The organism is Stenotrophomonas sp. STEN035 (assembly GCF_056759935.1).
The window spans coordinates 1-26,073 of the sequence record NZ_JBRRDY010000009.1 but is presented as its reverse complement, the minus strand read 5'-3'; the positions used below and the strand labels follow the sequence as shown (position 1 = coordinate 26,073).

The 26,073-nt window shown below is 60.6% G+C and carries 17 protein-coding genes, 1 pseudogene and 1 riboswitch; of the genes and pseudogenes, 12 read left to right on the top strand and 6 right to left on the bottom strand.

Features of this window, described 5'->3' with window-relative positions; translation table 11 throughout:
- Positions 1-22: 22 nt before the first annotated feature.
- From ACVOLL_RS06525 to ACVOLL_RS06485, 9 genes are all read left to right on the top strand, one after another.
- Positions 23-2,935 carry a type VI secretion system Vgr family protein gene (locus tag ACVOLL_RS06525; protein ID WP_481512164.1) on the top strand — a complete coding sequence of 971 codons (2,913 nt, stop codon included), beginning with the start codon at positions 23-25 and terminating at the stop codon, positions 2,933-2,935.
- Entirely contained in the window at positions 2,932-4,671 is a 1,740-nt protein-coding gene (locus ACVOLL_RS06520; RefSeq protein ID WP_481512163.1) for an esterase/lipase family protein, read from the top strand. Before ACVOLL_RS06525 ends, ACVOLL_RS06520 begins: the two co-directional genes overlap by 4 nt.
- Positions 4,672-5,766, top strand: coding sequence for a T6SS immunity protein Tli4 family protein (locus ACVOLL_RS06515; protein ID WP_481512162.1), 1,095 nt, complete (start codon positions 4,672-4,674; stop codon positions 5,764-5,766).
- A complete protein-coding gene (locus ACVOLL_RS06510; RefSeq protein WP_481512161.1) occupies positions 5,766-6,977 on the top strand; it encodes a hypothetical protein in 1,212 nt (403 codons plus the stop codon). Before ACVOLL_RS06515 ends, ACVOLL_RS06510 begins: the two co-directional genes overlap by 1 nt.
- Positions 6,946-7,737, top strand: coding sequence for a hypothetical protein (locus ACVOLL_RS06505; protein ID WP_481512160.1), 792 nt, complete (start codon positions 6,946-6,948; stop codon positions 7,735-7,737). Before ACVOLL_RS06510 ends, ACVOLL_RS06505 begins: the two co-directional genes overlap by 32 nt.
- 577 nt (positions 7,738-8,314) lie before the next feature.
- Complete coding sequence (locus ACVOLL_RS06500; RefSeq protein WP_481512159.1) at positions 8,315-8,821, top strand: DUF3304 domain-containing protein; 507 nt, start codon at positions 8,315-8,317, stop codon at positions 8,819-8,821.
- 524 nt (positions 8,822-9,345) lie between these two features.
- On the top strand, positions 9,346-12,243 hold the full coding sequence (locus ACVOLL_RS06495; RefSeq protein WP_481512158.1) for a type VI secretion system Vgr family protein: 2,898 nt from the start codon (positions 9,346-9,348) through the stop codon (positions 12,241-12,243).
- A 3-nt stretch (positions 12,244-12,246) separates the two neighbouring features.
- On the top strand, positions 12,247-13,869 hold the full coding sequence (locus tag ACVOLL_RS06490; protein ID WP_481512157.1) for an esterase/lipase family protein: 1,623 nt from the start codon (positions 12,247-12,249) through the stop codon (positions 13,867-13,869).
- A gap of 115 nt (positions 13,870-13,984) precedes the next feature.
- Positions 13,985-14,866 (top strand): T6SS immunity protein Tli4 family protein, encoded by an 882-nt coding sequence (locus ACVOLL_RS06485; RefSeq protein WP_481512156.1) that lies wholly within the window; start codon positions 13,985-13,987, stop codon positions 14,864-14,866.
- A gap of 167 nt (positions 14,867-15,033) precedes the next feature.
- Here ACVOLL_RS06485 and ACVOLL_RS06480 read toward each other — a convergent pair whose 3' ends face one another.
- On the bottom strand, positions 15,034-15,396 hold the full coding sequence (locus ACVOLL_RS06480; RefSeq protein ID WP_481512155.1) for a VOC family protein: 363 nt from the start codon (positions 15,394-15,396) through the stop codon (positions 15,034-15,036).
- A gap of 138 nt (positions 15,397-15,534) precedes the next feature.
- Here ACVOLL_RS06480 and ACVOLL_RS06475 point away from each other — a divergent pair, with 138 nt between their 5' ends.
- Positions 15,535-16,299: an SDR family oxidoreductase gene (locus tag ACVOLL_RS06475; protein ID WP_481512154.1), complete on the top strand. Its 765-nt coding sequence runs from the start codon at positions 15,535-15,537 to the stop codon at positions 16,297-16,299.
- Between the two features lie 107 nt (positions 16,300-16,406).
- Here ACVOLL_RS06475 and ACVOLL_RS06470 read toward each other — a convergent pair whose 3' ends face one another.
- The 4 genes from ACVOLL_RS06470 to ahcY form a co-directional block, all read right to left on the bottom strand.
- Positions 16,407-16,862: a GyrI-like domain-containing protein gene (locus tag ACVOLL_RS06470; protein ID WP_481512153.1), complete on the bottom strand. Its 456-nt coding sequence runs from the start codon at positions 16,860-16,862 to the stop codon at positions 16,407-16,409.
- Between the two features lie 65 nt (positions 16,863-16,927).
- Entirely contained in the window at positions 16,928-17,143 is a 216-nt protein-coding gene (locus tag ACVOLL_RS06465) for a DUF4287 domain-containing protein (RefSeq protein ID WP_481512152.1), read from the bottom strand.
- 62 nt (positions 17,144-17,205) lie between these two features.
- Positions 17,206-18,006, bottom strand: a complete 801-nt coding sequence (locus ACVOLL_RS06460) for an aminoglycoside adenylyltransferase family protein (protein WP_481512151.1) — start codon at positions 18,004-18,006, stop codon at positions 17,206-17,208.
- 144 nt (positions 18,007-18,150) lie between these two features.
- The gene (gene ahcY / locus ACVOLL_RS06455; protein WP_481512150.1) at positions 18,151-19,596 is read right to left on the bottom strand and encodes an adenosylhomocysteinase; all 1,446 of its coding nucleotides are present in this window, start codon (positions 19,594-19,596) and stop codon (positions 18,151-18,153) included.
- Positions 19,597-19,628: 32 nt separating this feature from the next.
- A riboswitch (S-adenosyl-L-homocysteine riboswitch) is annotated at positions 19,629-19,747 on the bottom strand.
- 116 nt (positions 19,748-19,863) lie between these two features.
- Between ahcY and ACVOLL_RS06450 the strand changes: the two genes are divergently transcribed.
- Positions 19,864-22,365, top strand: a complete 2,502-nt coding sequence (locus tag ACVOLL_RS06450; RefSeq protein ID WP_481512149.1) for an alpha/beta hydrolase family protein — start codon at positions 19,864-19,866, stop codon at positions 22,363-22,365.
- Positions 22,366-22,755: 390 nt separating this feature from the next.
- Entirely contained in the window at positions 22,756-25,467 is a 2,712-nt protein-coding gene (ppc, locus tag ACVOLL_RS06445) for a phosphoenolpyruvate carboxylase (RefSeq protein ID WP_481512148.1), read from the top strand.
- 99 nt (positions 25,468-25,566) lie between these two features.
- Here the strand turns inward: ppc and ACVOLL_RS06440 are convergent.
- A pseudogene (locus tag ACVOLL_RS06440) lies at positions 25,567-25,890 on the bottom strand (acyl-CoA thioesterase); the annotation flags it as partial.
- Positions 25,891-26,073 lie beyond the last annotated feature (183 nt).

Genomic DNA, 26,073 nt, shown 5'->3' with positions numbered 1-26,073 from the left:
GGTCATCACATCTGGAATAGGCATGGATAAGCTGAATAACCTTCTGGCACAAGTCGCTGTGCTGGGCAATGCGCAGCGTCAGTACCAATTGCAGTGCGCTGAGATTGGCGGCAACGTTGTCGAGCGCTGGTGGGGGCGGGACGCGTTGTCCGCACATGCATCGACCGAGGTGGATGTACTTTCCACTGATCAATACATCGACCTGGATGCACTGCTCGCCAAGCAGGCAGCTTTGCTGATCCGCACTGCGGATGGTGGCGAACAGCGACGCAGCGGTTTGATTGCATCGGCGCAGCGCATGGGCAGCGATGGTGGGCTGGTTCGCTACCGTCTGTCACTGCAATCCTGGACCTGGTGGTTGCAGCACGCACGCCATAGCCGGGTTTTCCAGGACAAGAACGCGCGCCAGATTGTGGATGCCGCTCTGCAGGACTATCCGGACCTGGCCAGTTGGCGCTGGGCCGAAGGCTGCGATGAATTCATAGGTGCGCGCGTACGCAGCTATTGCGTGCAGTACCGCGAGAGCGACCTGGATTTCCTGCAGCGGCTGCTGGCCGAGGAAGGATTGGGGTGGAGGCTGTACTCGGATGAGCAGGCAGCCTGCGGCAACGGTGTGGAAATTTTTGCCGACAGCCAGACGTTGCCGGAGGATGCGGCCAGCGCAAAGGTTGGTGTGCGCTTCCATCGCAGCGATGCCACCGAGTCCAGCGACAGCATCCAGATGCTGGGCCGGCAACGTGCACTGGGCAGTAACCGCATCAGCCTGCTCAGCGATGACTATCGCTCCGTGCGCGGCATCAGCGCTCAGCTACCAGTGGATGGCGGTGGTGAGCAATCGCAGCGCGAGAGCTACGACCCGGTTGGCGCCTATGCTTTCAGCAACGCTGCTACGGCAGCTTGGTACGCCAAGCTACAGGCACAGGCGCACGAGGTGCACGGTCGTACTTGGCTCGGCCAAGGTACGGTGCGCGGTTTCCAATCAGGCACATGGTTGCAGGTGTCGCAGGCCCCGTTCTCCGCAGCACCAGAATTACTGCTGACCGAGGTGGATCACGCCGGCATCAACAACCTGCCCACCGATGTTCGGCAAGCGATGGATGAAGCGCTGGGCAAGGCACCTATCGACGCAGCAGACACCGCGCTATGGCAACAAGCCGAGAAGGTGGGCTACGCCAATCGTTTCAAGGCCACCGAGCACGCCATGCCGTGGCGGCCTGCGTTGACGGATGGCACTGGCCAGCGCTTGAACCCGCGACCGACCGCGCCGGGCTACCAGACCGCGCGCGTGGTCGCCTCGCACGGCGGTAAGGGCCAGGACGTTCATGCCGACAGCATGGGCCGTATCCGCGTCTGCTTCCATTTCCAGAATGGCGAAGCCGACACCACCTGGTTGCGGGTTGCGCAGCGTTACGCCGGCCCCGGCGTGGGCGCACAGTTCCTGCCGCGCATAGGCCAGGAAGTGCTGGTCGGCTTCCTCGATGGCGATATCGATCGCCCCATCGTCCTGGGCGCGCTTTACAACGGCCGCGGCGAAGCCGGCATCGCACCAACACCGGCTGGCGCCAGCGCCAGTGAAGACCGCAGCGCCTACGCACAGGCCCGCGATGGCGCGACCAGCGCACAAGGCAACCTGAGTGGCGGCCACGCCCCGGCTTGGCACGCAGCGGGCGCTGGCGAGGACGCCCATCGCAACCCCGGTGCTGTCTGGGGCATCCGTTCACGCGAATGGGAGGGAGGCGAAGGCAGCAATCACCTGCTGTTCGATGACAGCGACCAACAGCTGCGCGTGCAGCTGGCCAGTAGCCAACAGACCTCGCAGCTGAGCCTCGGTCACCTGCGTCACCAAGCCGACAACTTCCTCGGCAGCCTGCGCGGCACCGGCTTTGAACTACGCAGCGACGCCTGGGGCGCAGTACGCGCCACTTCCGGTGCCTGGTTCAGTGCCTATGCGCATCGCAACAGCAGCCCAGCTGGCGAGGTAGTGCAACCAGCCGCCTTGCTCAACCAGCTGCAAAGCCTGAGCGCCCGCTTCAGCCAGGCCGCACACACCCACCTGACCAGCACGTTGGTGATGAAGGAGGGCGCACGCAGCAAGGACAGCTCCAGCATCGTGCCGGATCAGGCACCACTGGCTGCAATGCTGGCAAGCGCAAAAACAACCGTCACAGGCAACGTATTCGACAGCGCGAGTGGTGAAGCCGCCCAGCGCCAGCCAACCGCAGGCAACGGACGCGTCCCGCACAGCGGCGACCCGCTGCTGGGCTTTGCCGCACCCGCAGGCATCGTCCATGTAGCAGGGCAAGCCCTGCACTGGTCAGTAGGCGAAGGCCTGTTGCTGGCCAGCGGCGGCGACAGCGACACCGCAGCGATGGGCAATGCGCGCCTGCATGCAGGGCAAGCCATCGGCATGTTGGCCTGTGCGGTTGAGGGAGGCGCTGACGGCGGAAATGCTTTGAGCGTAGTGGCCGGCACCGGTGAGTTGAATGTGCAGGGACAGAACGACGAAGTACGCATGCAATCGCGGCAGGCGCTACGCGTAGCCAGCGCGCAGGGCGTGATGGAGCTCGCTGCAGGTAAGACGATTCATATCGCTACTGCTGGTGGTGCCAGCGTGACCATCGAAGGCGGGAACATAACGTTCAACTGCCCGGGCACGATCAAGGTGCATGCGAGCAAGAAGTCGTTTGTGGGGCCTACATTTCTCTCCAAAGAGATGAACGAGTGGCCTCAATCGTCGTTCAATGAGAGTTTTTATGCAGAGTTTCAGGATGGGACTGTCGCCGCAGACTATCGTTATGAAATTTTGCGCGCTGATGGTGGGATTATACGAGGCGTGACGGATGCGCTAGGCCGTGTCCCTTTGCAGCGCGGAGTTGGTCTTGAGTCGATGGAAATTAAATTACTGGGGCCAGACAGGAAGGACGGTGAAGCATGACTGCTCCGGTGGATCCGAAGCGCGAAGCGCACGGGAAAACAAATAGGGATGGAGAAACCACCTTTGGGTGGAATTTGACATCAACAGCGCTACAGGATGCGGTAAGGCTGGTTGTTCCACAAAGAAGTGTTCTGCCAGTAATTTTTGTCCCTGGAATTATGGGGTCAAATTTGAAGGAAAGAATAAATGGGGGGCAAGGGAGACCTGTTTGGAGGCTGGACAAGGGCCTCGGAGAAAAGCCGATATCAGTTGTTACCCAATGGATGAGGAAATCTGCCGGAATACGTCAAAGTGTCCTGCATCCGCAGCGTGTCGAAGTGGATCGCGGGGGCGCGATTCCAAGAAGACTAGCTGGCGATATAGGAAGTTTCGAACAGTACAGGGAGCGTGGCTGGGGGGAGGTTGGTCAGGCTAGCTATGAAGAATTTCTGGTATGGCTGGAAGACAAGCTGAACAGAGAGCAGGCGATGACGGCGGCGGTCTATTGGAGAGATTTCAAGATTCCCGGTGCGATCGAGGTAGCCCCAACCGCGCCTATTCAGACGGGATATAACGCGCCTCAATTGCCAAGTGGAGTTGCGATGGAAATGCCCAACTTGCCCCGTGGTGCAGAGAAGGGGGTGGTGGTCCCGATAACAACTGATGATCTTCTGCGGCGCTCAAAATTCAGGATGCCCGTTTATGCGTTTGGCTACAATTGGCTCGAAACTAATGAAATGGCTGCCAGGGAATTACGACGGCGAATCGATAGCGTAATTGCTGAAAACAACGCTGGTGGCGCAGTTTGCAAGCAGGTTGTGCTAATTACGCATTCGATGGGTGGTTTGGTGGCGCGTGCGTGTCAGAGCCTCCCTGGAATGGAAAGAAAGGTCGCAGGAATTGTTCACGGAGTCATGCCTGCGTTAGGAGCGGCGGTAGCTTATCGGCGCTGTAAAGTTGGGATGAGGGATGAAGACGTTGGGGCCGGTTTTGCGATCGGAAACGACGGAAAGAAAGTTACCGCGGTTTTTTCGCAGGCGCCTGGGGCACTGCAGCTATTGCCGAATTCGAGCTACAGGCGTCAATGGCTGAGCGTGGAAGAGGCGGGCGGGAAAGCGTTGAATGTTCAACCTGTAAATAATCCTTACGATGATATCTATCTTCGCCGCGATCGGTGGTGGGGATTGGTTCGAGAGGAATGGCTTCGTCCTGAGGGAGGGGTTCCGCTTAGTTGGGAGCAATACGCTACAAATATTGGGGCGGCGAAGTCATTCCATCAGCGGCTGATTAATTCCTGCCATAGGAACACTTACGTTTATTATGGTGGTGGTTCTGATAAACCAAGTTTCGAAGCTGTGAAATGGGTGGTTAGAGATGATACCAATGCATACTTGGATCCAAGCAAGGATCGTCCGAATACGGCAGTAGTTGGGCGCCTTGGTTTTGGCGACGTGTCTGACCAAGGTGTCGGCCCTATTTACATAAGAGAGGTGTTGACTGCTGAGCAGCGCCAGGGGGCGTATCCGCGACAACCGTTGAGTTATTGGAAAATTGAATGTGCAATGCAGGATGGGGCGGGCGATGGTACGGTTCCGCTTTCCTCTGGCCGGGCTCCAATGGAGTTGGGAGCAGATTGCGTTCGTCAGCAGTTTAGATTGAGCGGATTCGCGCATGAAGAATCTTACCGTAATCGCGATGCGCAATACGTAACTCTATATGCACTTATGAAGATAGCTGGAGAGGCGGAGGTGCTCTAGGTGAAAGTATCAGTCATCGCGCTTTCGATGTTGTTATTGGTTTCCACTTTATCTGGATGTGGCGAGCCTAGCGCCAAGGAGAAAGAAGTGATAGACGAGTTTACTCGGGATATGAGGGAAGACTGTCTCGGGCGGATGGTTGTAGCTGTTCCTCGCCGGTTTCAGTGGTCCCCATTTGCGATGGTTACACTTTACTACGGGAAGGATAGTGATTTTCGAACGGTAGAAGTTTCGGTTGTTGATCAGAATGTTGATCTGGATTTGTTTGATTATCGTGTAGGCGAGCGAGTTGGTTCAATAAAGTCCGAGATTAGCTTGGAGTCTGGTGCGTCGATTTTTAGGGGTGAGAGCAAAGTCAGAGAGGGCGTTCGATTAGTTGAGCGATATCAAAGTATAGAAACCACTCGTGCAGTTACCTATGAGGCACACGTTTTGATCGGCGGCGTCCAAGTGTTCATAAAGGGAGACTCCTATCCGGGCGATGGTGACGCAGTATCGAGTCGCGTGGAGAAATTGGTGGATCAGATAGAAGTGACGAAAGCAGGCGGCGGTGCTAAAGAAGATGCTTTTTGCCTCGGACCGCTACTGATTAGTTCGACCCAAGATTACGAAGTGGCAAACTTTCAGACGTCGCATGGGCGAGGGCAAGAAGGGTTGTTATTTGAGTTCTATACCAGCAGCATGGAGAAGTCGGGGTCGGGCGAGACCTTGGTAAGTCGAGTCGAAGAGGCATCTGAATTTTTGGGGCGAGGAATGACTGTTCTTCGAAAGGGGGCTGTCTCTGTCGCTGGCGAAGATGCGGAGCAAGCGCTTGTGCGAGTCGAGGAACTTGAAGGACGTCATTCTTTGTCCTTCGGGTTGTGGTCAATGCGAGCGTCCCCAAGCTTGTCCACGCCTTCTTTTGTACTATCGATGAGTACGGTGACTGAAATTTCGAGCGAAGACGTGAGCTTGGAGAATACTAACCCGATAGCATATGAAACTCCTCGCGGTCTGCCATCAGGTAAGCCCCCAGTCAAGTTTGATTCGAAGCTGACTGACAAGGAGGCTATGGGTTTGTGGGATGCAGTCGTTGCTACCATTCGCCCGCGATAATGATTTCCTCCCACCAGGGGGAAATTCTCGATCCGGAGACTGCTGATTCAGGTGGAAATTTTTTTAATTTTTTACCGCGAGCCGCAGCGCCCCGGTTGTTCGGACTATGTTGGATTGGACTGAGCTTCGAAGCCTTTGAAGAGAGAGGTGTCGAGCCAGTTGACCTGTTCACAGCTAGTTTGCTCAAGCTTGGAGTGTTGACGAAAGAAGAGGTACTGCAATTCCAGAGGCGCGCGGACAAGGTTGAAAAGAGCGTGCTGATCCGGAAGTTGCATGAGCCGTTGGACACTAATCGCAATGGGCACATCAGCAAGGCAGAGATGCTTGCAGCGAGCAGGCAGCCAATGTTGTTGCAAGCCCTGAGCCGTCTGATCGTGCGCTACGAAAGCGAGTGGGGTGGTGCCGATGACAAATGGAATGCGCTGGACCCGCTGATGCTGGACGGAACACCAGAGTGGCAGGCCGAAAAAATTCGGATAGGCCAGCTGCGCTGGTGGGCGGATGTTGCGGGTAAGGTAAATGGGTTTCCAACGAAGCCGGATGTCTACCATCTTCATCCGATTGGAATTCTGAGTAACTTCCATTCCCCCTTGAGAGTCCAAGAAAGCAACGATGATGGAGTTGTACACAAGAGCGGGGCAGACTGGCACTCGAAGTTCCCTGCCAGCAGGAGCATCGCTGATCTTGTGGAGCCATTTCAAAGTAATGTTCGTAGGTTTGTAGCGGCGCTCGAAGCGGGTGGGGTGAAGGTGACTATTTCGAACACGCTTCGTCCGCCGCAGCGATCATATTTGATGTACTACGCCAAAGAAATCTGCGACGGCTTGTCTCCAGATAAAGTTCCTCCGTTTGAGCCGCAGAACGGAGATGCACCAGTTAGGATTGATTGGCTACATTTGAATGAGCTCGGGCAGCCGGATATGGCGAAAGCGAAGGAGGCAGCGCGGCTAATGCATAGGCTATATAGAACTCAAGACGCCGTCGCAAAGCAATATAGGTCAAATCATAATCGTGGGGATGCCATTGATATGAGGTTCGATCCTGGCTGGGGTTTGGGGAAGACTGTTGTTGATGCAAGTGGTGCTAGTGTCTTGATAGGGGGGGAGCGTGGGATTATTAGTGTGGGTCACAGTTTCGGGGTAGTTCACTGGAACCATGCTGGCGAGAAAAGAAAAAAAGATGATCCGCATTGGTCAGCGACAGGGAACTAAAATGCGAAGAATTATGTATTTCCTTTTGCTGGCCGTAAGTTTTGGTTTGGTGCTTTCGTGCCGATCGCGAAATGACTCTCAACTGGGGGGGCGGGAAGCGCCCGGTGGCGGTACGTCAAGCGGTGGTGCGACTGAGGTTGAGCCAGTGGTTTTCTCGCCCGACCAAAAGATCGGCGGAGCGCAAGAACTTCAAGCGGGTAATGCGGGTCCGCTGATCGGTGGTTGGCGGTCGGTGGGGACCGAGTTGGATTATCGAAAGAACTATTTCTTCGGTATGCTGCCGTCGATTCCCGCGCAGGGTGAGCGCTTTGCGGCCTATGATTTGGTTGCAAATCGAGTTGTTTGCTGTGCCGTGGTCGAAGGTGGTGAATTGAGCGAAACCTATCTTGGTGAGAAACTTTACATTCCCGGGGCGTGGGTCAATGATCTAGTCAACAACTGGAATTTGGATGCGGCTCCTTATAGGCCTAGAGTTGTGGAACTCAAGTTAATAGATGCTCTTGGTAGCTATGACTTTCCCGTAGATAAGCGTCAAGTCGATGGAATATCCATGACGCGTGGTGGGGGGCTCGGCGGATTGCTGCTGCCAGAGAACAGTGAGGTTGTCGGGCTGGCTATGTTGCATATAGATGGCCATGTCTACACAGTAGACTGGAGCGGTCATTTGTTAGCTGACGACGATGGTGTTGTGCATACCTATGTGCTCAAATCGGACGATGGTGAAACGTTCAGCGTTGAGGTTCCATATGGAACAAATTGAGCTCCGACCCGTTATTGATTGAGTTAGCATGCGGCAGGTTGTATGTCTGGATTGGAAGGGTAACTTTTCTTGAGGTTGTGCCCAATAAATGTGCGCTGACCTAAAAAGCGTTTCGACTCGATTTTGCACGACCTTCATCTGCGGCGTATCAATCCGAAAATGCCGAATCACTAGCGCCTGTTGGGCAAGCCGACACCACAGTCAACGCAGTCAGAGACCTCCCTTTCGCATAGCGAAGGGGAGGGCTGGGGAGGGGTGTTTTTGAGGCTGTGCACGCGTGCAGCAACCCCCTCCCAGCCAAGAGAGATCATGAAGATCGTCAAAGCAATATGTGTCACCTCCGTAGCGCTACTCGGGCCAATCGCTTGCGACGCAGCGACGCCGGCGCTCGCGTCATGCCAAAGCAGGCGGCGGGCGCGTCCCGCACGACGACGATCCACTGCTCGGCTTCACTGCACCCGCAAGCCGTTGCGCCTCCAATCGTTTAAGCGGAGGTTCTGTGTTGAGACTAAATTTTAAGCCTTTCTTAAATTCTCTATTTGAAGCTCGGTCACACGAAGGACTGGTTATTCCCCTCATGGGTCTTTTGGGGGCGCTCGCAGCATGTCAGGCAAGTGAGAAAGACGGGTCCCAGTTCGCGCCTGATAAAATTGGGCTTAGTCTGTCCGGCTTGAACTATACAGATATGCCAATTGGATCAATCTATGTAAATGGATCTTGGGGCGGAGCGGTTCAGCCGTACAATAACGGCAACGGTTCTGCGGGAAGTGTTGCGTTGCCTTATCCTTGGAAACCTGGAACGAAGGTGACAGTAAAATGGAGTGATGACGCACTGTATGTGCGTGATAAGCATTCTTTGTATGCAGAAGAGGTTGAAGTTCCCCCGTATTCGATGATCAATTCGGGTTATTTGTGGGTTGCATTCTTTCCAGGTCGGAAAATTAAGGTTTATGCCTCTGGTTATTACCCTGGTCACTTGAATTTCCCCGATCGACTGCTGACCCCCGCGGAAACATGCAAACGTGATCCAGAGTGCATGGATTGGTATCGAAGCAAGGCGCCGCCAAGGGCAGGTCATTACTAGTCGAGGTACAAATTTTTTGCTGGCCAGGCGTGACCAGCAGGATGCGAGCGGCTTTTGATATCAAATGCTCACGAGGTGATCGGGGGCATGGACGTCAACGACAGATGTCCGGCGTAGCCAATGCTGAAACTGGCTGCTCCGCTTCTGCAGGCTGCGTGGGCATCCCTAGTCGAGGTGACGAGACCCAAGTGTAGTGATCCGATGGATTGTTGGTGGGCGGTCCGCTGGCGTTGTATCCGCTTGGACCGGTGGTACGACGTGACTAGATGGTTGTGTTAGCTGTCGCGAAAACGTGATGTTGGTCGCTCAAATCGCAAATATTTGGTGTCAGCACCATTGTGAACAGGCTAAATGCCTTCCTGTTTGCGTACAGCAAACCCAGTGATTCCGGCAGATTCCCCGCTGTTCCCACCAATCCGCCTCCTCCAACCCGTAACGCGGGCTATAGGAAAGTTCTGATAGATTCGGCTTGGGGGATCTGATTACGTCTGCTGAATGGCAGACGGGAAACGCATTGGGTTGGCATGGAAAAGCTGAATAGCCTGATGGCGCAGGTGGCTGCGCCGAGTGATGCACAGCGTCAGTATCAATGGCGATGCTCGGGATTTGGCGGGGGCATGGTCGAACGCTGGTGGGGCCGCGATGGCCTGTCTGCGCATGCGCAGACGGATGTGGATGTGCTGTCCACCGATCAAGGCGTTGCGCTGGATACGCTGCTTGGCACTCGGGCGGTGCTGGTGATGCGCATGGCGGATGGCGGCGAGCAGCAACGCAGTGGTCTGGTTGCGCACGCACAGCGCATGGGCAGTGATGGCGGACTGGTGCGCTATCGCGTGTCGCTGCGATCGTGGACCTGGTGGCTGCAGCATGCGCGGCACAGCCGTGTGTTCCAGGACAAGAGCGTGCGCGAGATCGTCGACGCCGTGCTTGCCGACTATCCGGACCTGGCCAATTGGCGCTGGGCCGAAGGCTGCGATGAATTCATTGGTACGCGCGTGCGCAGCTATTGCGTGCAGTACCGCGAGAGCGATCTGGATTTCCTGCAGCGGCTGTTGGCCGAGGAAGGGCTGGGTTGGCGTCTCTACGCCGAGGAACAATCCTCTTGCGGCAACGGCATGGAGATCTTCGCCGATAGCCTGAGCCTGCCGCAGGACGCCAGCAGCGCGGCGGCCGGCGTTCGCTTCCACCGCAGTGATGCCACCGAATCCACGGACAGCATCCAGATGCTGGGCCGACGCCGCGCCCTGGGCAGCACCAGCCTGAGTCTGCTCAGCGATGATTACCGCCAGGTGCGCAGCATCAGTGCTCAGCTGCCCTTGGACGGCGGTGGTGACGCCTCCATGCGCGAAAGCTATGACGCCGTGGGTGCCTATGCATTCAGCAATGCCGGTGCGGCCGATTGGTACGCGCGTTTGCAGGCGCAGGCGCATGAAGTCCACGGACGCAGCTGGCAGGGCCAAGGCACGGTACGTGGTTTCCAGTCCGGTAACTGGATTGAGGTGCAGCAGGCGCCGTTTGCGACCGCGCCGGAGTTGTTGCTGGTGGACGTGGAGCACGCAGGCATCAACAACCTGCCCACCGATGTACGCCAAGCGATGGACGATGCCTTGGGTGGCGCGCCGATGACGGGCGCGGATGCCGGGCTGTGGCAGCATGCGGAGAAAGTGGGTTACGCCAATCGCTTCAAGGCGACCGAGCGGAGCTTGCCGTGGCGGCCGGCGCTGGAGGATTGCAACGGTCATCGGCTCAATCCGCGGCCTACCGTACCGGGCTATCAGACCGCTGTGGTCGTCGCGGGGCAGGGTGGCAACAGCAAGGACGTGCATGCCGACAGCCTTGGCCGGATTCGGGTGCGCTTCCACTTCCAGGATGGACAGGGCGACACCACTTGGCTGCGGGTAGCGCAGCGCTATGCCGGCCCTGGGGTTGGTGCACAGTTTCTGCCGCGCATCGGCCAGGAAGTGCTGGTTGGTTTCCTCGATGGCGATATCGACAGGCCCATCGTGCTGGGCGCGCTGTACAACGGCCGTGGCGAAGCGGGTGTTGCGCCCACGCCTGCGGGTGCCAGTGCCGACGCCGATCACAGCGCCTATGCACAGGCGCGCGATGGCACCGCCAGCGCGCAAGGCAATCTGAGTGGCGGCCATGCACCGGCCTGGCACGCGGCTGGCGCAGGCGATGATGCGCACCGCAATGCCGGCGCTGTGTGGGGCATCCGTTCGCGCGAATGGGATGGCGGTGAAGGCAGCAATCACCTGCTGTTTGATGACAGCGACCAGCAACTGCGTGTACAGCTGGCCAGCAGCCAGCAGACCTCGCAGTTGAGCCTTGGCCATCTTCGCCATCAGGCCGACAATTTCCTGGGCAGCCTGCGTGGCACTGGCTTCGAACTGCGCAGTGATGCCTGGGGTGCGGTGCGCACAACCTCGGGCGCGTGGTTCAGTGCTTACGCACACCGCGCCAACAGTCCTGCCGGTGAGGCCGTGCAGCCGGCGGCACTGCTCAATCAGCTGCAAGGTCTGGGCACCCGTTTCAATCAAGCGGCGCACACGCACCTGACCACCGCGTTGGCGATGAAGGAAGGTGCACGCGGCAAGGACCGTTCCAACATCGTGCCAGATCAGGCACCGCTCGCCGCGATGCTGGCCAGCGCCAAGACCACGGTCTCCGGAATGGAACACCAGGCGGCAAGCAGCGAGGCCAAGCAACGTCAGGCGACGGCGGGCGAGGGCCGGATACCACATAGCGGTGATCCGCTGCTGGGGTTCGCAGCGCCGGCCGGCATTGTCCATGTCGCAGGACAGGCGTTGCATTGGTCGGTCGGTGAAGGCCTGTTGTTGGCCAGTGGCGGCGACAGCGATACCGCCGTGATGGGCGCTGCACGCCTGCACGCTGGCCAGGCCATTGGCATGTTGGCCAGTGCTGTGGAAGGCGGTGCCGATGATGGCAATGCGCTGAGCGTTGTGGCCGGCACCGATCAATTGAACGTGCAGGCACAACAAGACGAAGTGCGCATTCAGTCACGGCAGGCGCTGCGCGCAGCCAGCGCCCAGGGCGTAGTGGAACTGACTGCCGGCAAGACCTTGCACATCGCCACTACCGGTGGTGCCAGCGTCACCATCGAAGGCGGCAACATCAGCTTCAACTGCCCAGGCAAGATCACCGTGCATGCGAGCAAGAAGAGCTTCCTCGCTGCCACCCATCTGTCCACCGAGATGAACAGTTGGCCCGACGCGCAGTTCGACGATGTGTACGTGGTGCGGCACCGTGCCACGGGCGATCCCATGCCCAATACACGTGTGCAGATCACGCGCGGTGATGGTGGCCGTAGCGAAGTGGTCACCGATGCGCAGGGGCGCCTGCCACGGCAGCGCGGGCAGGGTATCGATGAGGTGCTCATCAAGGTTCTGGGGAAGGTCTAGCGCATGGAAGAGAAACAGGAAGTTGTACTGCCCAGCGGAGACTGGGACGAGGATGGCCGGCCGGTCGCGCGTGCGCGGCTTACCCAGGTCAAGGACAAGCGCGACAAGGTGGTCGAAGCAGATACTGATGCGGTCATTCCGGTCATCTTCCTGCCCGGCATCATGGGTACCAATCTGAAGTCGAAGATCACCGGCGACCCGGTATGGCGGCCGCCGAACACCGATGGTGTGGGCGCGGTGCTGGGTGCTATCGGGCAGATGTTCGTGTTCCTGTTCCGTGGCGCCGCCACGCGGCAACGCTTGTTGAATCCGTGGACCTCGGAGGTGGATGATCGCGGCCCGCTGGACGCGGAAGATGTCATTCCCGAGGCGTTGGCGCGCGAGCGTGGCTGGGGCCAGTTGATGCGCTCGGCCTACAACCCGGTGATGGCCGAGATGCACCGCAAGCTCAATGACCTGATGTCGGCGGGCAAGCTGCAGCCATGGTGGGCGGAAGAGGGCGCGCGTGCGCCAGCCGAATATGGCGAGACGGTAGGCGGCAATGTCGCGCTCACCTTGGAGCAGGCCAAGCATGCAGCGCACTACCGCTTCGAGGTCTGGTCCGGTGGTTACAACTGGCTGCAGAGCAATCGCTTCTCGGCCCAGGACATCATCGCGCGCATCGACAACGTGATCCTGCCGTACTACGCCACGCGTGGTATCAACGCGCAGAAGGTGTTGCTGGTTACCCATTCGATGGGCGGCCTGGTAGCGCGCGCGGTGTCGCAGGTGGCCAACTACGGCAAGTTGCTGGGTATATCGCATGGCGTGATGCCGGCGACCGGCGCAGCGGCGACTTACCACCATTGCCGTGCCGGCTATACCGGTGCCCCCAGCATCATTCTGGGTCGCGATGCCGGGGAAGTGGTGGCTATCCTGGCTCGATCTGCAGGCGGTCTGGAGCTGTTGCCTGCCGCTGACTACAACGAGGGTAAGGCGTGGCTTCAGCTGGGCGACGAGGGCCCAAAGCTGCCTGTTGGCGGCGATCCTTACAGCGAGATCTATCTCAACACCAAGTGGTATGGGTTGGTTCCCGAAGGCAACACCGAGTTGCTTGATCCGAGTGCGCCGACAGCGGCTGCTGCATCGGCACGCGAAGAAGAAGATGGTCCTGCGCTTTCACCGCGCAGCAATTTCCAGATCATTGTCGAAGGTGTGAAGGACTTTCATAAGGACATCACCCGCAAGTACCACAAGCCGACTTTCGCGCATTACGGCGATGACGCCAAACAGCTCGCCTGGGGTTCACTGGCCTGGAGCGGTGGCAGCATGACCGGCGTGGATTCGGTGACGCCGGTATCGGACAACCACAATGGCAAGATCAAACTGCAGGACGCCGTTGGTGTGATCAAGCTGGAGATCGCTGATCCCACCGATCCCGGTGATGGCACAGTACCGGCGTGTTCAGGTGCGGCCCCTAAAGCTGAGGTCACAGGATGTTTCCGTCAAGGCAGTTTCGGTAGCGGGCAGTACGCGCTGAAAGGGAAAAAAGGCTATGACCATCAAGGCAGCTACAACGACGAGCGCACCCGCTGGGCAACACTGTACGCCGCCGTGCGGCTTGCACAGGGCGCGGACTGGGCATGAGTTGTTGCACGCGATGACGCGCCGGCCGCTGTTGCATGGCTTGCTGGCTGCGGTACTACTGACCTTTGCCTCGGGCGGCGTTGCCGGCGCGGCACCGAAACGACAGGGAAGCGAAATGAAGACTTTGTGCGTTGGCCGATTCCTGCTGGATGTGCCTGCTGCGACCTCGATCCAGCCCGGCTACGTGTATGCACGTAAGAAGGTTGAGACGACTACCGGCGTATCACTGCAGGAGTTCCGTCAGCGAGTGGCCGCGCGTGACGCGACGTTGACAGCAGACCGGCATCGCAGTGGTGAGTCGATGTCGGTGAGCACGACAACCTTTGACGATAATGCGGTGCTGCTTACCTCATGGGTAAGCGAAAGTAGCCGCGCCGGCCATCGCCAGGAGCTTTACGTGCTGGACCCAACGCACAACGTGCAATACTTGGTCAGTGGCGAGACCGAGGCCGCGAAGCTGCCAGCCGCGATCGAGAACTACCGCGCCTTGCGGCCAAGGATCAGCTACCGCGATCCCAATACCATTCCGACGACCGCAGGCTTCTGCATTGATTCGGGTTTCATTGCTGGCAACCGCATCAATAGCGAGGAAATGACCATCGGCCTGCGTCCGCGTGCCTATCCCGGTGCGCGCATGACGTTGATGTCGTATGTCACCGGCAAGCCCGACCAGCCCTTGCTGCAACGGGCTTCGGACCTGCCGCCGGAATATGCTGCGGCCGCGGCGCGGATGCGCAACCTGCGCCGTGGTGAACGCAATGTCGGGCCGATCCAGGGGCAGGAGATTCTTGCCCACGCCGAAGATGGCGGACGCAAGATGTATGCCTTCCTGTGGGAATCGCAGGGCCGCGCGGAGTCCTTGCAGTTCCCGTTCCTGTCGTTGCAGTTGCTGACCGAAGACAAGGCCGATGCACCGGCATTCCGCGAGGACGCGCAGGCGTTGGGGCTATGGGATCAAGTGCTTGGAAGCCTGCGCCTTCGCCCCGGCGCAATCTAAGCTGGTTGCTCTGTGGGAGCGGCGTAAGCCGCGAAGCTGATGGTGCTGGAGCTTGCAGGTATTTGTGCCATCTGCAGATGTACCAGTTTCGCGGCTTACGCCGCTCCTACAACAGCCGAGGTAAGCGCGCTCCAGCGCCCAGCGTCCGTCTGCATCCTGGCGAACCCTCAAAGCTCCTGGCCAAACATGATTCTGTGGCCGTCTATGGTGCGCACTCCGAATTCGCGCATACCCCATGGCTTGTCAGCGAGCTGCTGGGTGAATTCCGCACCCGCGGTTCGGTATTCATCAAACAGGGCAGCGGCATCCGACACGGTGACGTAGCCATACCAGGAGTGGTCACCAAGTGCATGTGGCGGCAATGCATCGCTGCATTCGCCCAGCATCACCCGGAAGCTGCCGCGCGACATGAAGCTCCAGCCAGGTGCGCTGAAGTCCATCTGCAGGCCGAGGACCGATGCGTAGTAATCGGTGGACTTGGCCAGGTCCTGCACGGCGAGGGTGAAGCGCACGTCGGTGAAGTCGCTCATGTTCTCTCCTGCAGTGTGATGTCAGCCATCGTGGTTGAGCGGTCGCGGCGCTGACTCGCCGGCTTTGGTGTCCGAATCTGGCGGGCAACGCTGCCGTAGCGGGTGCAGCATGCAGCTCCTTCGTTGATTGGAGCTTACATGAAGCAGCTACAGGGAAAAGTCGTGATCATCACCGGCGCCAGCTCTGGCATCGGCCACGCTGCAGCAGTGCTGTTCGCCGCTGAAGGCGCAGCGCTTGTATTGGGCGCGCGCCGCGCAGTCGAGCTGGATCTGCTTGTCATGGAGATTTCCAGCAGTGGCGGTAGCGCTGTTTGCCTGCCGGGCGATGTCTGCGAAGAAGGCTATGCAAAGGCCTTGGTCGCGTTGGGGTTGGACCAGTACGGTCGGCTGGACGTGGCCTTCAACAACGCCGGCATGATGGGGCCATTGGGGCCGACGCCGGAGGTGGAGCTGGCTGATTGGCAGCGCACGTTGGATACCAATCTCACCGCGATGTTTCTTGCTGCCAAGCATCAGGTACCGGCAATGCTGCGCAGCGGCGCTGGCAGCCTGATATTCACTTCAACCTTCGTCGGTCATACGGTGGGCTTCGCCGGTGCTGCGGCCTATGCAGCCAGCAAGTCCGGCATCATCGGCCTGACCCAGGCATTGGCGTCCGAGTTCGGACCGCAGGGACTGCGAGTGAATGCCTTGTTGCCCGGCGGCACTGACACTCCGATGGCGCATGAAATGAATGGCTCGCCCGAAGCGATGGCGCAGGTGGCGCAGTTGCATGCACTGAAGCGTATTGCTGATCCGTGCGAATTGGCGGCGGCGGCGATGTTCCTTGCCTCGGACCAGTCTTCATTCATGACCGGCGCGGCGATGCTGGTGGATGGAGGTGTCTCGATTCATCGCGGCTGACGTTCTGCGCGCATGCGAAGCGGGCGCCATAGGGCGCCCGTTTGGTTTCGTTCCTAGCTGGAATTGCATGTGGTCGCTGAAGTGCGCGAAGCTGCCGGCGTTGCCGATCAGTGGATCGGGATATGCAGCTCCATCTGCGAGGCTGGATCAAACGGATCGTCAAACCGCGCGTCGTAGCGTTCCAGATCAACACCTTCCTTTGCCTGTAGTCCGTGTTCAGCGAGCAGGTGATCGTGGATGGCATGGAAGCTGGCGCTGATCTGCGGGGCGGTGCCGGTGTGGGTGAACACGGCATAGCGTTGTGCAGGAACCTGGGCGCGAACCATGCCCTCCGGGATCGCTGCGTCGTCCTGAACTTCGAAGCCGGTGATGTAGCGGACCGTGCCATCAGGCTGCGGTGCGCAGACGCCGTAGCTGACGACGGGGTCGAGCTTCCCGATGACTTCATTTTCCCGCGGGATGAAGCGTTGCCAGAGTTCGGCGTAGCCATCTTCGCCGTCGCGGAAGATCGCTTCCATGCCGATGACGGTGAAGGCTGGGCGCTCGATGAGGGTGGGCTGCATGGTGGGATTTTTGTCAGGGAGGGGCGGGCGCGTTGCCGTCGCGTGTGGGGCTTGCTGCGGGGCTGTCAGCCTCCGTTCTGTGCTCGCTGGTAAGCGACCAGTGCGTTGGCATGGCCGTGGCCGATGTTGTGCTGCTCCTTGAGGAATGCCACCTGCTCCATGTGCTTCTTGTCCTTGACTGTCTCCAGCAGTTGCAGCCAGTGCTTTATAGGCTTGCCGTAGGTCTTCTCGATAGACGGGAAATACGATGCCGGACCTTGGACTTTTTCGCTGCTGGTCATGTGTGTTTCCTGAGAGGAGAGGTGCTGGGCAATGATGCGACAAACCATTGTGTAATGGCGATTCAGTCGTTGCTTGGCGGGAGGATCGCAGCGATGTGCACTTTGGCGGCGTGGATGAAGGCGGTGAGCTGCGAGGCTGGCCAGAGCGCAGCGGGATCACCTTGGCCAAGATAGGCATCGCGTGCCTGGGTGACGACGGCATGGTGCTGCAGGTGTAGTTGCTGCAACAGCCAATCGGCGGCCACATCCTTGGGTGCGATGCGGCCGGTCTGGGTGCTGTACCAGATGCGTGCCAACGTGAGCACGATGTTGGTCTCCTCGCCACGCCAGTCGTCGGGGGCATTCCACAGTTTCAGGGTGTCCACCAGCGCCTGTTGGAAGTCGCGCTGGGGTACCGCTGGCAGTAGTTTGGTAATGGCTGGGCCGTACAGGGCGATGCTGTGCTGACGTGCCTTGGTCAGGAGGATGGCCAGGTCTGGATCATGCAATGGCGGCTCCAGGATGTCGGCAAGGATGTCCTGGCGCAGCCATTCGCCGAACTGCAGCTCGCGACGTGCCGGATGGCGCCAGGGCACAACCTCAGCAAGGGCGATGAGCGTCGCTTCCAATGCACGCAGCGTTGGGTGCTGGCCGGGTGGGGCGGAGATGGCCAGTAGTGCGCGCTGCAGATTCCGCAACGTGGCGTCGTCCGGGTGGTTGGCCACGATCACCAGCAGGTCGATGTCGCTGCGTGGCTTCAAACCACCGTCGAGCGCGGAGCCGTACAGGTAAATGGCGAGCAGATTGGCTGCCAGCTGCTGCTGGATCACCTCGCAGGCGAGGGTGGTTTGTTCGCTGATGGCATCGGGGACGTGCGGAGTCATGGAGGCGGCAGGCAGTCGCGATGGCTGATTGTGCCGTAAACAGAACGGGCGCCTTGCGGCGCCCGTTCTTTGCAAAGCTTGCCCTCACCCCAACCCCTCTCCCGTGAACGGGAGAGGGGCTAAAGCAAGACAGGGCAAAGCAAATCAGTAGCGGTAGTGGTCCGGCTTGAACGGGCCGTCGACCGGCACGCCGATGTAGTCGGCCTGTTCCTGGCTCAGGGTGGTCAGCTTGACGCCGATCTTCTCCAGGTGCAGACGGGCAACTTCTTCGTCCAGCTTCTTCGGCAGCAGGTACACCTTGTTCTCGTAGCTGTCCTTGTTCGCCCACAGGTCGATCTGTGCGAGCGTCTGGTTGGCGAACGAGTTGGACATCACGAAGCTCGGGTGGCCGGTGGCGCAGCCTAGGTTGACCAGGCGGCCTTCGGCCAGCAGGAAGATCGCGTTACCGTTCGGGAAGATGTACTTGTCCACCTGCGGCTTGATGTTGACGTGCTGCACGCCCTTGTAGCCCACCAGTGCATCGACCTGGATTTCATTGTCGAAGTGACCGATGTTGCAGACGATGGCCTGGTCCTTCATCGCGCTCAGGTGCTCGATGCGGATGATGTCCTTGTTGCCGGTGGTGGTGACGTACAGGTCAGCACGGCCCAGGGTGGATTCGATGGTGTTGACCTCGAAACCTTCCATTGCGGCCTGCAGGGCGCAGATCGGGTCGATTTCGGTGACCACCACGCGTGCGCCGTAGGCACGCAGCGAGGCGGCGCAGCCCTTGCCGACGTCGCCGTAACCGCAGACCACGGCAACCTTGCCGGCCAGCATCACGTCCATCGCGCGCTTCAGGCCATCGGCCAGCGACTCGCGGCAGCCGTACAGGTTGTCGAACTTGCTCTTGGTCACCGAGTCGTTGACGTTGATCGCCGGGATCAGCAGGGTGCCGGCCTGGGCCAGCTGGTACAGGCGGTGCACGCCGGTGGTGGTCTCTTCGGAGACGCCCTTCCAATCCTTGACCACGCGGGCCCAGTAACCCGGGCGCTCGGTTGCAACGCGCTTGAGCAGGTTCTTGATGACCTGTTCTTCGTGCGAGGAAGCCGGCTCGTTGACCCAGTTGCTGCCGTTCTCGAGCTCGTAGCCCTTGTGGATCAGCAGGGTGACGTCGCCGCCGTCATCGACCACCAGTTCCGGACCGGTCAGGGTGCCGTCGGCCAGGGTGAAGGTCAGCGCGTCCAGGGTGCAGTCCCAATATTCTTCCAGCGATTCGCCCTTCCAGGCGAACACCGGCGTGCCGGTGGCGGCAATCGCAGCGGCAGCGTGGTCCTGGGTCGAGAAGATGTTGCACGAGGCCCAACGCACTTCGGCGCCGATGTCCTTCAGGGTCTCGATCAGCACTGCGGTCTGGATGGTCATGTGCAGCGAGCCGGTCACGCGCACGCCCTTCAGCGGCAGCTCGGCCTGGTACTTGCGGCGGATCGACATCAGGCCCGGCATTTCGTGCTCGGCGATGTCCAGTTCCTTGCGGCCCCAATCGGACAGCGAGATATCGCGGATTTTGTAATCACCTTCCTGCGAGAAGGTAGTGGCAACAGCGTTCATTTAGAGCTCCGGTGTGGTGCGAGCAGGCTCGCGTTCGCCGGGCGCCGTTGTTGCGTGAAAGCCGTCCGAGCCTGGCCGTTTGGGAAGTCCGTGCAAGAACACGGGCTGTAGTGGACGGGTCCACCCAACGGTCGCAGCGCCCCTCGGAACGGGCCGCCCAGTATATCGCGGTGACGTGCCCGCGCCGCGGGCCCAACCAACGGCAGGGGCCAGCGTCGATGGGGATTGTTAAGTTGGAGGATTGTTTTCGTCCAATAGGAATGCGCCATGAACCTGTCTCCCCACCGCCGTCGCCGCGCTTCGGCCGCCCTGGTGCTGTGCGCCGGCCTGCTGCTGGCGGTACCTCCGGTCATGGCGTTGACCCCGCCGCCGGCGCAGAAGGGCGCCCAGCAGGGCGAAGGCTACCGGCTGCCGTCGGCGGCGCTGCAGGCCGTGGTGGACGCTCCACGCGCGCCCAGCCTGTACCTGTCGCCCAAGTGTGACCTGACTGCGCTGCTGCAGACCCCGGCGCTGCCCTCCATCGCCCAGGTGGCGGCCCCGGAGCTGAAGCTGGCTGGCCTTCGCATCAATCCCAAGACCGTGTCCGACAGCCGCTTTTCGTTCGGCAGCAAGCTGTGGCTGGCCTCCACCAGTGATGGCAAGGAGCGCCAGATCAATGGTTTGCCGCAGCCGCTGTCGGTGGCCTCGCTGGCCTGGTCGCCGGACCAGAAGTACCTGGCCTTCAACCAACTGAATCCGGCCACCGGCAGCAATGAGCTGTGGTTGGTGGATGTGGAGACCGCCAGTGCGCGGCGGGTGGCCGAGCGCCTGAACAGCATCGTCGGCAACGGCTATGCGTGGCTGCCGGGCAGCGATGCGCTGCTGGTGATGCAGCGTCCCGCCGGGCAGGGCGAGCCGCCGCACGGCGACGGCGTCCCGATCGGGCCGGCGGTGCAGCAGACCGAGGCTGGGCAGGGCGTGCGCACCGTGCGCACCTATCAGGATCTGTTGAAGAACGAAGACGATGCGCGTCTGTTCGAGTACTACCTGCAGGCACAGCCGGTGCGGGTGTCGATCAGCGGCGACAGCAAGCCGGTCGGCGCGGTGGGCATCTATCTGGGCCTGTCGGCCTCGCCGGACGGCAAGTACCTGCTGAGCCAGCGCGTACAGCGGCCGTTCTCCTATGCGGTGCCGGTCAGCCGTTTCCCGCGCAACATCGAAGTGCTGGATGCGCAGGGCAAGCTGGTGCACACGGTGGCGCGTCTGCCGCTGGTGGATGGCCTGCCGACCGGCAATGACGCAGTGCCCACCGGCGTGCGTTCGATCAGTTGGCGTGCCGATGCACCGGCCTCGCTGGTGTGGGCCGAAGCACAGGATGGCGGTGACCCGTCGCGCGAGGCCAAGGTGCGCGATGCGGTGATGCTGCAGGCAGCACCCTTTGAAAAGCCGCCGGTGACGCTGGCGCAGCTGGGTTCGCGCTACGCAGGTGTTACCTGGGCCAATGGCGAGTTGGCCTTGCTGGATGAGTACTGGTGGAAGAGCCGTCAGGTAAAGCAGTGGAAGATTGCCCCGGATCATCTGGACCAGGCCGCAACGCTGCTGGTCCAGCGCTCGGAAGATGATCGCTACAGCGACCCGGGCGAGCCCTTGCTGCAGATGGATGACGGCGGCCGCTCGCGCCTGCAGCTGACCGCTGATGGCAAGGGCTTCTATCGCATTGGTGACGGCGCATCGGCTGAAGGTGATCGTCCATTCCTGGACCGCGTTGACCTGGACAGTGGCAAGAGCGAACGCCTGTTCCACTCGCAGGCGCCGTACTACGAAATGCCGCTGGGCATCATCGAAGGCGAAGCAGGCCGCATCCTGACCTATCGCGAATCCAACGACGTACCGGCCAATCTGTATGCGCGTGGTCTGGCTGCAGATGCGCAGCCGGTCGAACTGACGCATTTTGCCCATCCGCTGCCCGCTTTGTGTGGAGTGAAGAAGGAACAGATCCGTTACAAGCGCGCCGATGGTGTGGAGCTCACCGCCGACCTGCTGCTGCCGCCGGGTTATGACGCCAAGAAAGATGGCCCGCGTCCGCTGCTGATGTGGGCTTACCCGGCTGAGTTCAAATCTGCTGCCGATGCCAGCCAGGTCAGTGGTTCCAAGTACCGTTTCAATGCCATCAGCTACTGGGGCCCGCAGGCCTTCCTGGCCAAGGGCTATGTGGTGCTGAACAACCCGACCATGCCGATCGTAGGCGAAGGTGACACCGAGCCGAACGACACCTATGTGCAGCAGTTGGTTGCCAGCGCACAGGCCGCGGTGGATGAGGTCGTGAAGCGTGGCGTCGGCGACCGCGAGCGCATTGCGGTGGGCGGCCATTCCTATGGTGCCTTCATGACTGCGAACCTGCTGGCGCATACGCGTCTGTTCAAGGCGGGCATTGCGCGTTCGGGTGCGTACAACCGTACGCTGACGCCGTTCGGCTTCCAGGCCGAAGAGCGCAACTACTGGCAGGCGCAGGAGGTGTACCAGAAGATGTCGCCGTTCAATTACGCAGACAAGATCAAGGACCCGATCCTGTTCATCCATGGCGAGGACGACAACAACTCCGGCACCTTCCCAATCCAGAGCGAGCGCATGTTCGCTGCGGTGAAGGGCTTGGGCGGTACCTCGCGCCTGGTGATGCTGCCGAACGAATCGCATGCTTACCGCGCACGCGAATCGATCATGACGATGCTGGCCGAAAGCGAAGACTGGCTGGACCGTTGGTTGGGTGCAGAGGCAGGCAAGAAGCGCTGATGAACCGCTCCCTCCCTTTTGCACGCAGTGCAAAGGGGAGGGTTGGGGAGGGGCAAGCTTTGGCGCCTTCCCGTAGTGCCGAGCCATGCTCGGCAGGGGCGTTACCGGCCAAAGCAAAAAGCCGCCCTCACCCCAACCCCTCTCCCGCAAGCGGGCGAGGGGCTTTGAGCAAGAGCGAAGCAACGTAGTGCCGAGCATGGATCGGCACTACAGGTGAAGCGCTGTTTCGTCATGTCCTCGAACTGACTGATCCGGCGTACCTTTCTGTCCAAAAGGACAGCTGCCAGACAACATTCAGATGCAACTGTTTCAGGTTTGGTGCACTGCAAAATTGTGCTGATTTTTGCGGTAGGCTTGACGGGTTTCCGCTCTCCAGGCTCTACGTCTTAGATGAACGAGTACCGCAGCAGCGTTGTCTTCGCCACCCCCGACCTGCCACTGCGCGACGATGTACGTCGCCTCGGCACACTGGTTGGTGATCTGATTTCCGAACAGGTATCGCCCGGTTTCCTCGACGAGGTGGAAGACGTGCGCACGGCGGCGATTGCCCGCCGTGAAAGCCAGGCGCCGTTGGCTCCGCTAAGCGCGCAGTTGGCAGGACGTTCGCCACGCGATGCCGAAGCGCTGGTGCGCGCCTTCAGTACTTACTTCCAGGTGGTCAACATCGCTGAGCGCGTGCATCGCATCCGACGCCGCCGTGACTACCAGCGCGCAGGCACCAAGCGCCCGCAGCCGGAAGGCCTGCATGACGCGTTGCTTGCGCTGAAGGCGCAGGGCGTGACGCCGGAGGAACTGGCGCAGTGGCTGCCGCAGATCGACATCGAACCGGTATTCACCGCGCACCCGACCGAGGCCGTGCGCCGTGCCCTGCTGGAAAAAGAACAACTGATGGTTGCTGCCTTGGTCGACAACCTCGACGGCCAACGCACGCCCGGCGAGCAAGCCGCCGATGCCGCGCGTTTTCGCATGGCCTTGACCGCATCGTGGCAGACCGCCGATTCCTCGCCAGTGCGCCCGACCGTTGATGATGAGCGCGAGCATGTCGGCTTCTATCTGACTCGCGTGCTGTACCGGGTGATTCCGGTGTTCTACGAATCCTTGGAACAGGCGCTGCGCGACACCTGGGGCCGAACCCTGCCGCTGCCGCGTCTGCTGCGCTTCGGCACCTGGGTGGGCGGTGACATGGACGGCAATCCGAACGTGGACGCCGGCACCATCACCAACACCTTGAACGCACAGCGCAGCGCGGTGCTCGGGCTGTATCTGAAAGACATGGTGGCGCTGGCCAGCCTGCTCAGTCAATCGACCGAACTGGTTGGTGTGAGTGCTGAAGTTCAGGCGCGTGTGCAGGAGTACCAGCAACTGCTGCCGCAGGTGAAGTCGCGCCCGCGTCATGCCGACATGCCGTACCGCCTGCTCAACGACCGCATGCGCGCGCGCCTGCAGGCGACATTGGAAGACGCTCCGGGGGCATACGCGTCACCGGAAGAATTCATCCACGACATCCAGCTCATTCTCGACAGCCTGGACGCCAACAAGGGCAAGCACGCCGGCTGGTTCTCGGTGCGGCGTCTACTGTGGCGCGTGCGCACGTTTGGTTTCCATCTTGCGCGTTTGGATGTGCGCCAGGAATCCAGTGTGCATTCGCGCGCGCTGGCCGAAGTGTTGGGCGGGCAGGATGCATTCGACGCGTTGGACGATACGGCACGCGCGCAGTTGCTGTCGCCGTACGCCGCAGGCACTGCAGTGCTGGCGCGCGGCGAGGACGAAGCCGGGCAGCGTCTGGACAAGGTGTTCGCTGCACTGGCTGACGCGCGGCGTCGCCACGGCGCCGATGCCTTGGGCAGCTATATCATCTCGATGGCGCATGATCGTGGCGACGTGCTCGCAGTGCTGGCGCTGGCTCGGCGTGGTGGTCTGCTGGATGCGGACAACGCGGTGCCGTTGGATATAGCGCCATTGTTTGAAACCGTCGACGACCTGCAGCGTGGTACTGCAACGCTGCGTGATCTGCTTGCCGATCCGGTCTACCGCGCCCATCTGGCCGCGCGTGATGACGTGCAGATGGTGATGCTGGGCTACTCGGACAGCGGCAAGGACGGCGGCATCGCTGCCTCGCGTTGGGGTTTGCAGCATGCACAGGTCGAGCTGCTGGAAACGGCGGCGGAATTTGGCGTCAAGCTGACCTTCTTCCACGGTCGCGGTGGCTCGATAAGTCGCGGTGGCACCAAGACCACCCATGCAGTGAACGCCTCGCCACGCGGCAGCATCGGTGGCCGCCTGCGCGTCACCGAGCAGGGCGAAGTAATCCATCGCAAGTACGGTATCCGTGCGTTGGCGTTGCGCTCGCTGGAGCAGTCCGCTGGCGCGGTATTGCGTGCCAGCTTGCGCCCGCGTGCCGACGAGCCGCGCGAGGAGCAGTGGAAGCCGGTGATGGCCTTGGTCGCCGAGCAGAGCTCAGCTGCGTATCGCGCTTTTGTTGGTGATGCGCAGTTCATGAATTACTTCCGCCAGGCCACACCGATCGATGTGATCGAGCGGATGACGCTTGGGTCGCGACCCTCGCGGCGGCTGGGTCAGGATGCGGCGCTGACCAATCTGCGGGCGATTCCGTGGGTGTTCGCCTGGAGCCAGGCGCGCGCGGTGATTCCGGGTTGGTTCGGCGTCGGCAGTGGCCTGCAAGCCGCCGCTGATGCAGGGCATGAACAGACACTGCGAGAGATGGCGCACGACTGGCCGTTTTTCGAGACCTTCCTCGATGACATGTCGATGGTGCTGAGCAAGGGCGACATCCATATCGCCGAGCAGTTCTCCAAGCTGGCCGGCCCGCTGCACGAGCAGTTCTTCCCGCTGATCCGCGAGGAGCTGGCGTTGACCGCGCATTGGGTGAAGCGCTTGAGTGGCCAGCAGGAGTTGCTGGAGCAGGACCCACGGCTGGCCTTGTCGATCCGCCTGCGGAATCCCTATATCGACCCGATCAGCATCCTGCAGGTGGACCTGCTGCAGCGCTGGCGTGCAAGTGACCGCCAGGACGAAGGCCTGCTGCGTGCCCTGGTGGCTTGCGTGAACGGTGTATCGCAAGGCGTGCAGAACACCGGTTGAAGCCTTTCCTGTAGTGCCGAGCCATGCTCGGCAGAGGCTTTACCAGCAAAGCCTGACCGTATTGGCCGGCCGAGCTGGCGCGCACCAGGACCACCACGCCCAGCAGCTATTGGGGGGGCGCACTGCGCCCTTGCGGATGTCTTCGGCAACGACCTTGATGCCGACTTCCATCGATGAGTTGCCGGTGTAGTTGACCGAAGCCAGGAAGGTGACCAACTCGCCGACGGCAATCGGTTGGCGGAAGGTCACCTGGTCCACGGACAGCGTCACCACGTAGTTGCCGGCATAACGGCTGGCGCAGGCATAGGCGACCTGGTCGAGCAGGCGCAGGATTGCACCGCCGTGGACCTTGCCGGAGAAGTTTGCCATCTCCGGCGACATCAGGACGGTCATCGACAGCTGGTGGGCTTTGTGTTCGCTCATGGCGGTTACTGCGATTGCGGGACCAGCAGGCTACTCCAGCCGGCGTGCAAGCGATATCGACGGCCCCAACTGTAGTGGGGGGGGGGGGGTCGCTGGGGGGAGGCGCGGGGGGGGCGGCGGACGCAGCGAGCCTCCGCGGTCGGGGGCGGGTAGGTGGAGTTGGGGGGGAGCGGGGGGAGGAGC

Bases quoted from the DNA above. Each gene is read 5' to 3' on its own strand.
- ACVOLL_RS06525 (WP_481512164.1), top strand. From the start codon at position 23: ATGGATAAGCTGAATAACCTTCTGGCACAAGTCGCTGTGCTGGGCAAT.
- ACVOLL_RS06520 (WP_481512163.1), top strand. From the start codon at position 2,932: ATGACTGCTCCGGTGGATCCGAAGCGCGAAGCGCACGGGAAAACAAAT.
- ACVOLL_RS06510 (WP_481512161.1), top strand. From the start codon at position 5,766: ATGATTTCCTCCCACCAGGGGGAAATTCTCGATCCGGAGACTGCTGAT.
- ACVOLL_RS06505 (WP_481512160.1), top strand. From the start codon at position 6,946: ATGATCCGCATTGGTCAGCGACAGGGAACTAAAATGCGAAGAATTATG.
- ACVOLL_RS06500 (WP_481512159.1), top strand. From the start codon at position 8,315: ATGGGTCTTTTGGGGGCGCTCGCAGCATGTCAGGCAAGTGAGAAAGAC.
- ACVOLL_RS06495 (WP_481512158.1), top strand. From the start codon at position 9,346: ATGGAAAAGCTGAATAGCCTGATGGCGCAGGTGGCTGCGCCGAGTGAT.
- ACVOLL_RS06490 (WP_481512157.1), top strand. From the start codon at position 12,247: ATGGAAGAGAAACAGGAAGTTGTACTGCCCAGCGGAGACTGGGACGAG.
- ACVOLL_RS06485 (WP_481512156.1), top strand. From the start codon at position 13,985: ATGAAGACTTTGTGCGTTGGCCGATTCCTGCTGGATGTGCCTGCTGCG.
- ACVOLL_RS06480 (WP_481512155.1), bottom strand. From the start codon at position 15,396: ATGAGCGACTTCACCGACGTGCGCTTCACCCTCGCCGTGCAGGACCTG.
- ACVOLL_RS06475 (WP_481512154.1), top strand. From the start codon at position 15,535: ATGAAGCAGCTACAGGGAAAAGTCGTGATCATCACCGGCGCCAGCTCT.
- ACVOLL_RS06470 (WP_481512153.1), bottom strand. From the start codon at position 16,862: ATGCAGCCCACCCTCATCGAGCGCCCAGCCTTCACCGTCATCGGCATG.
- ACVOLL_RS06465 (WP_481512152.1), bottom strand. From the start codon at position 17,143: ATGACCAGCAGCGAAAAAGTCCAAGGTCCGGCATCGTATTTCCCGTCT.
- ACVOLL_RS06460 (WP_481512151.1), bottom strand. From the start codon at position 18,006: ATGACTCCGCACGTCCCCGATGCCATCAGCGAACAAACCACCCTCGCC.
- ahcY (WP_481512150.1), bottom strand. From the start codon at position 19,596: ATGAACGCTGTTGCCACTACCTTCTCGCAGGAAGGTGATTACAAAATC.
- ACVOLL_RS06450 (WP_481512149.1), top strand. From the start codon at position 19,864: ATGAACCTGTCTCCCCACCGCCGTCGCCGCGCTTCGGCCGCCCTGGTG.
- ppc (WP_481512148.1), top strand. From the start codon at position 22,756: ATGAACGAGTACCGCAGCAGCGTTGTCTTCGCCACCCCCGACCTGCCA.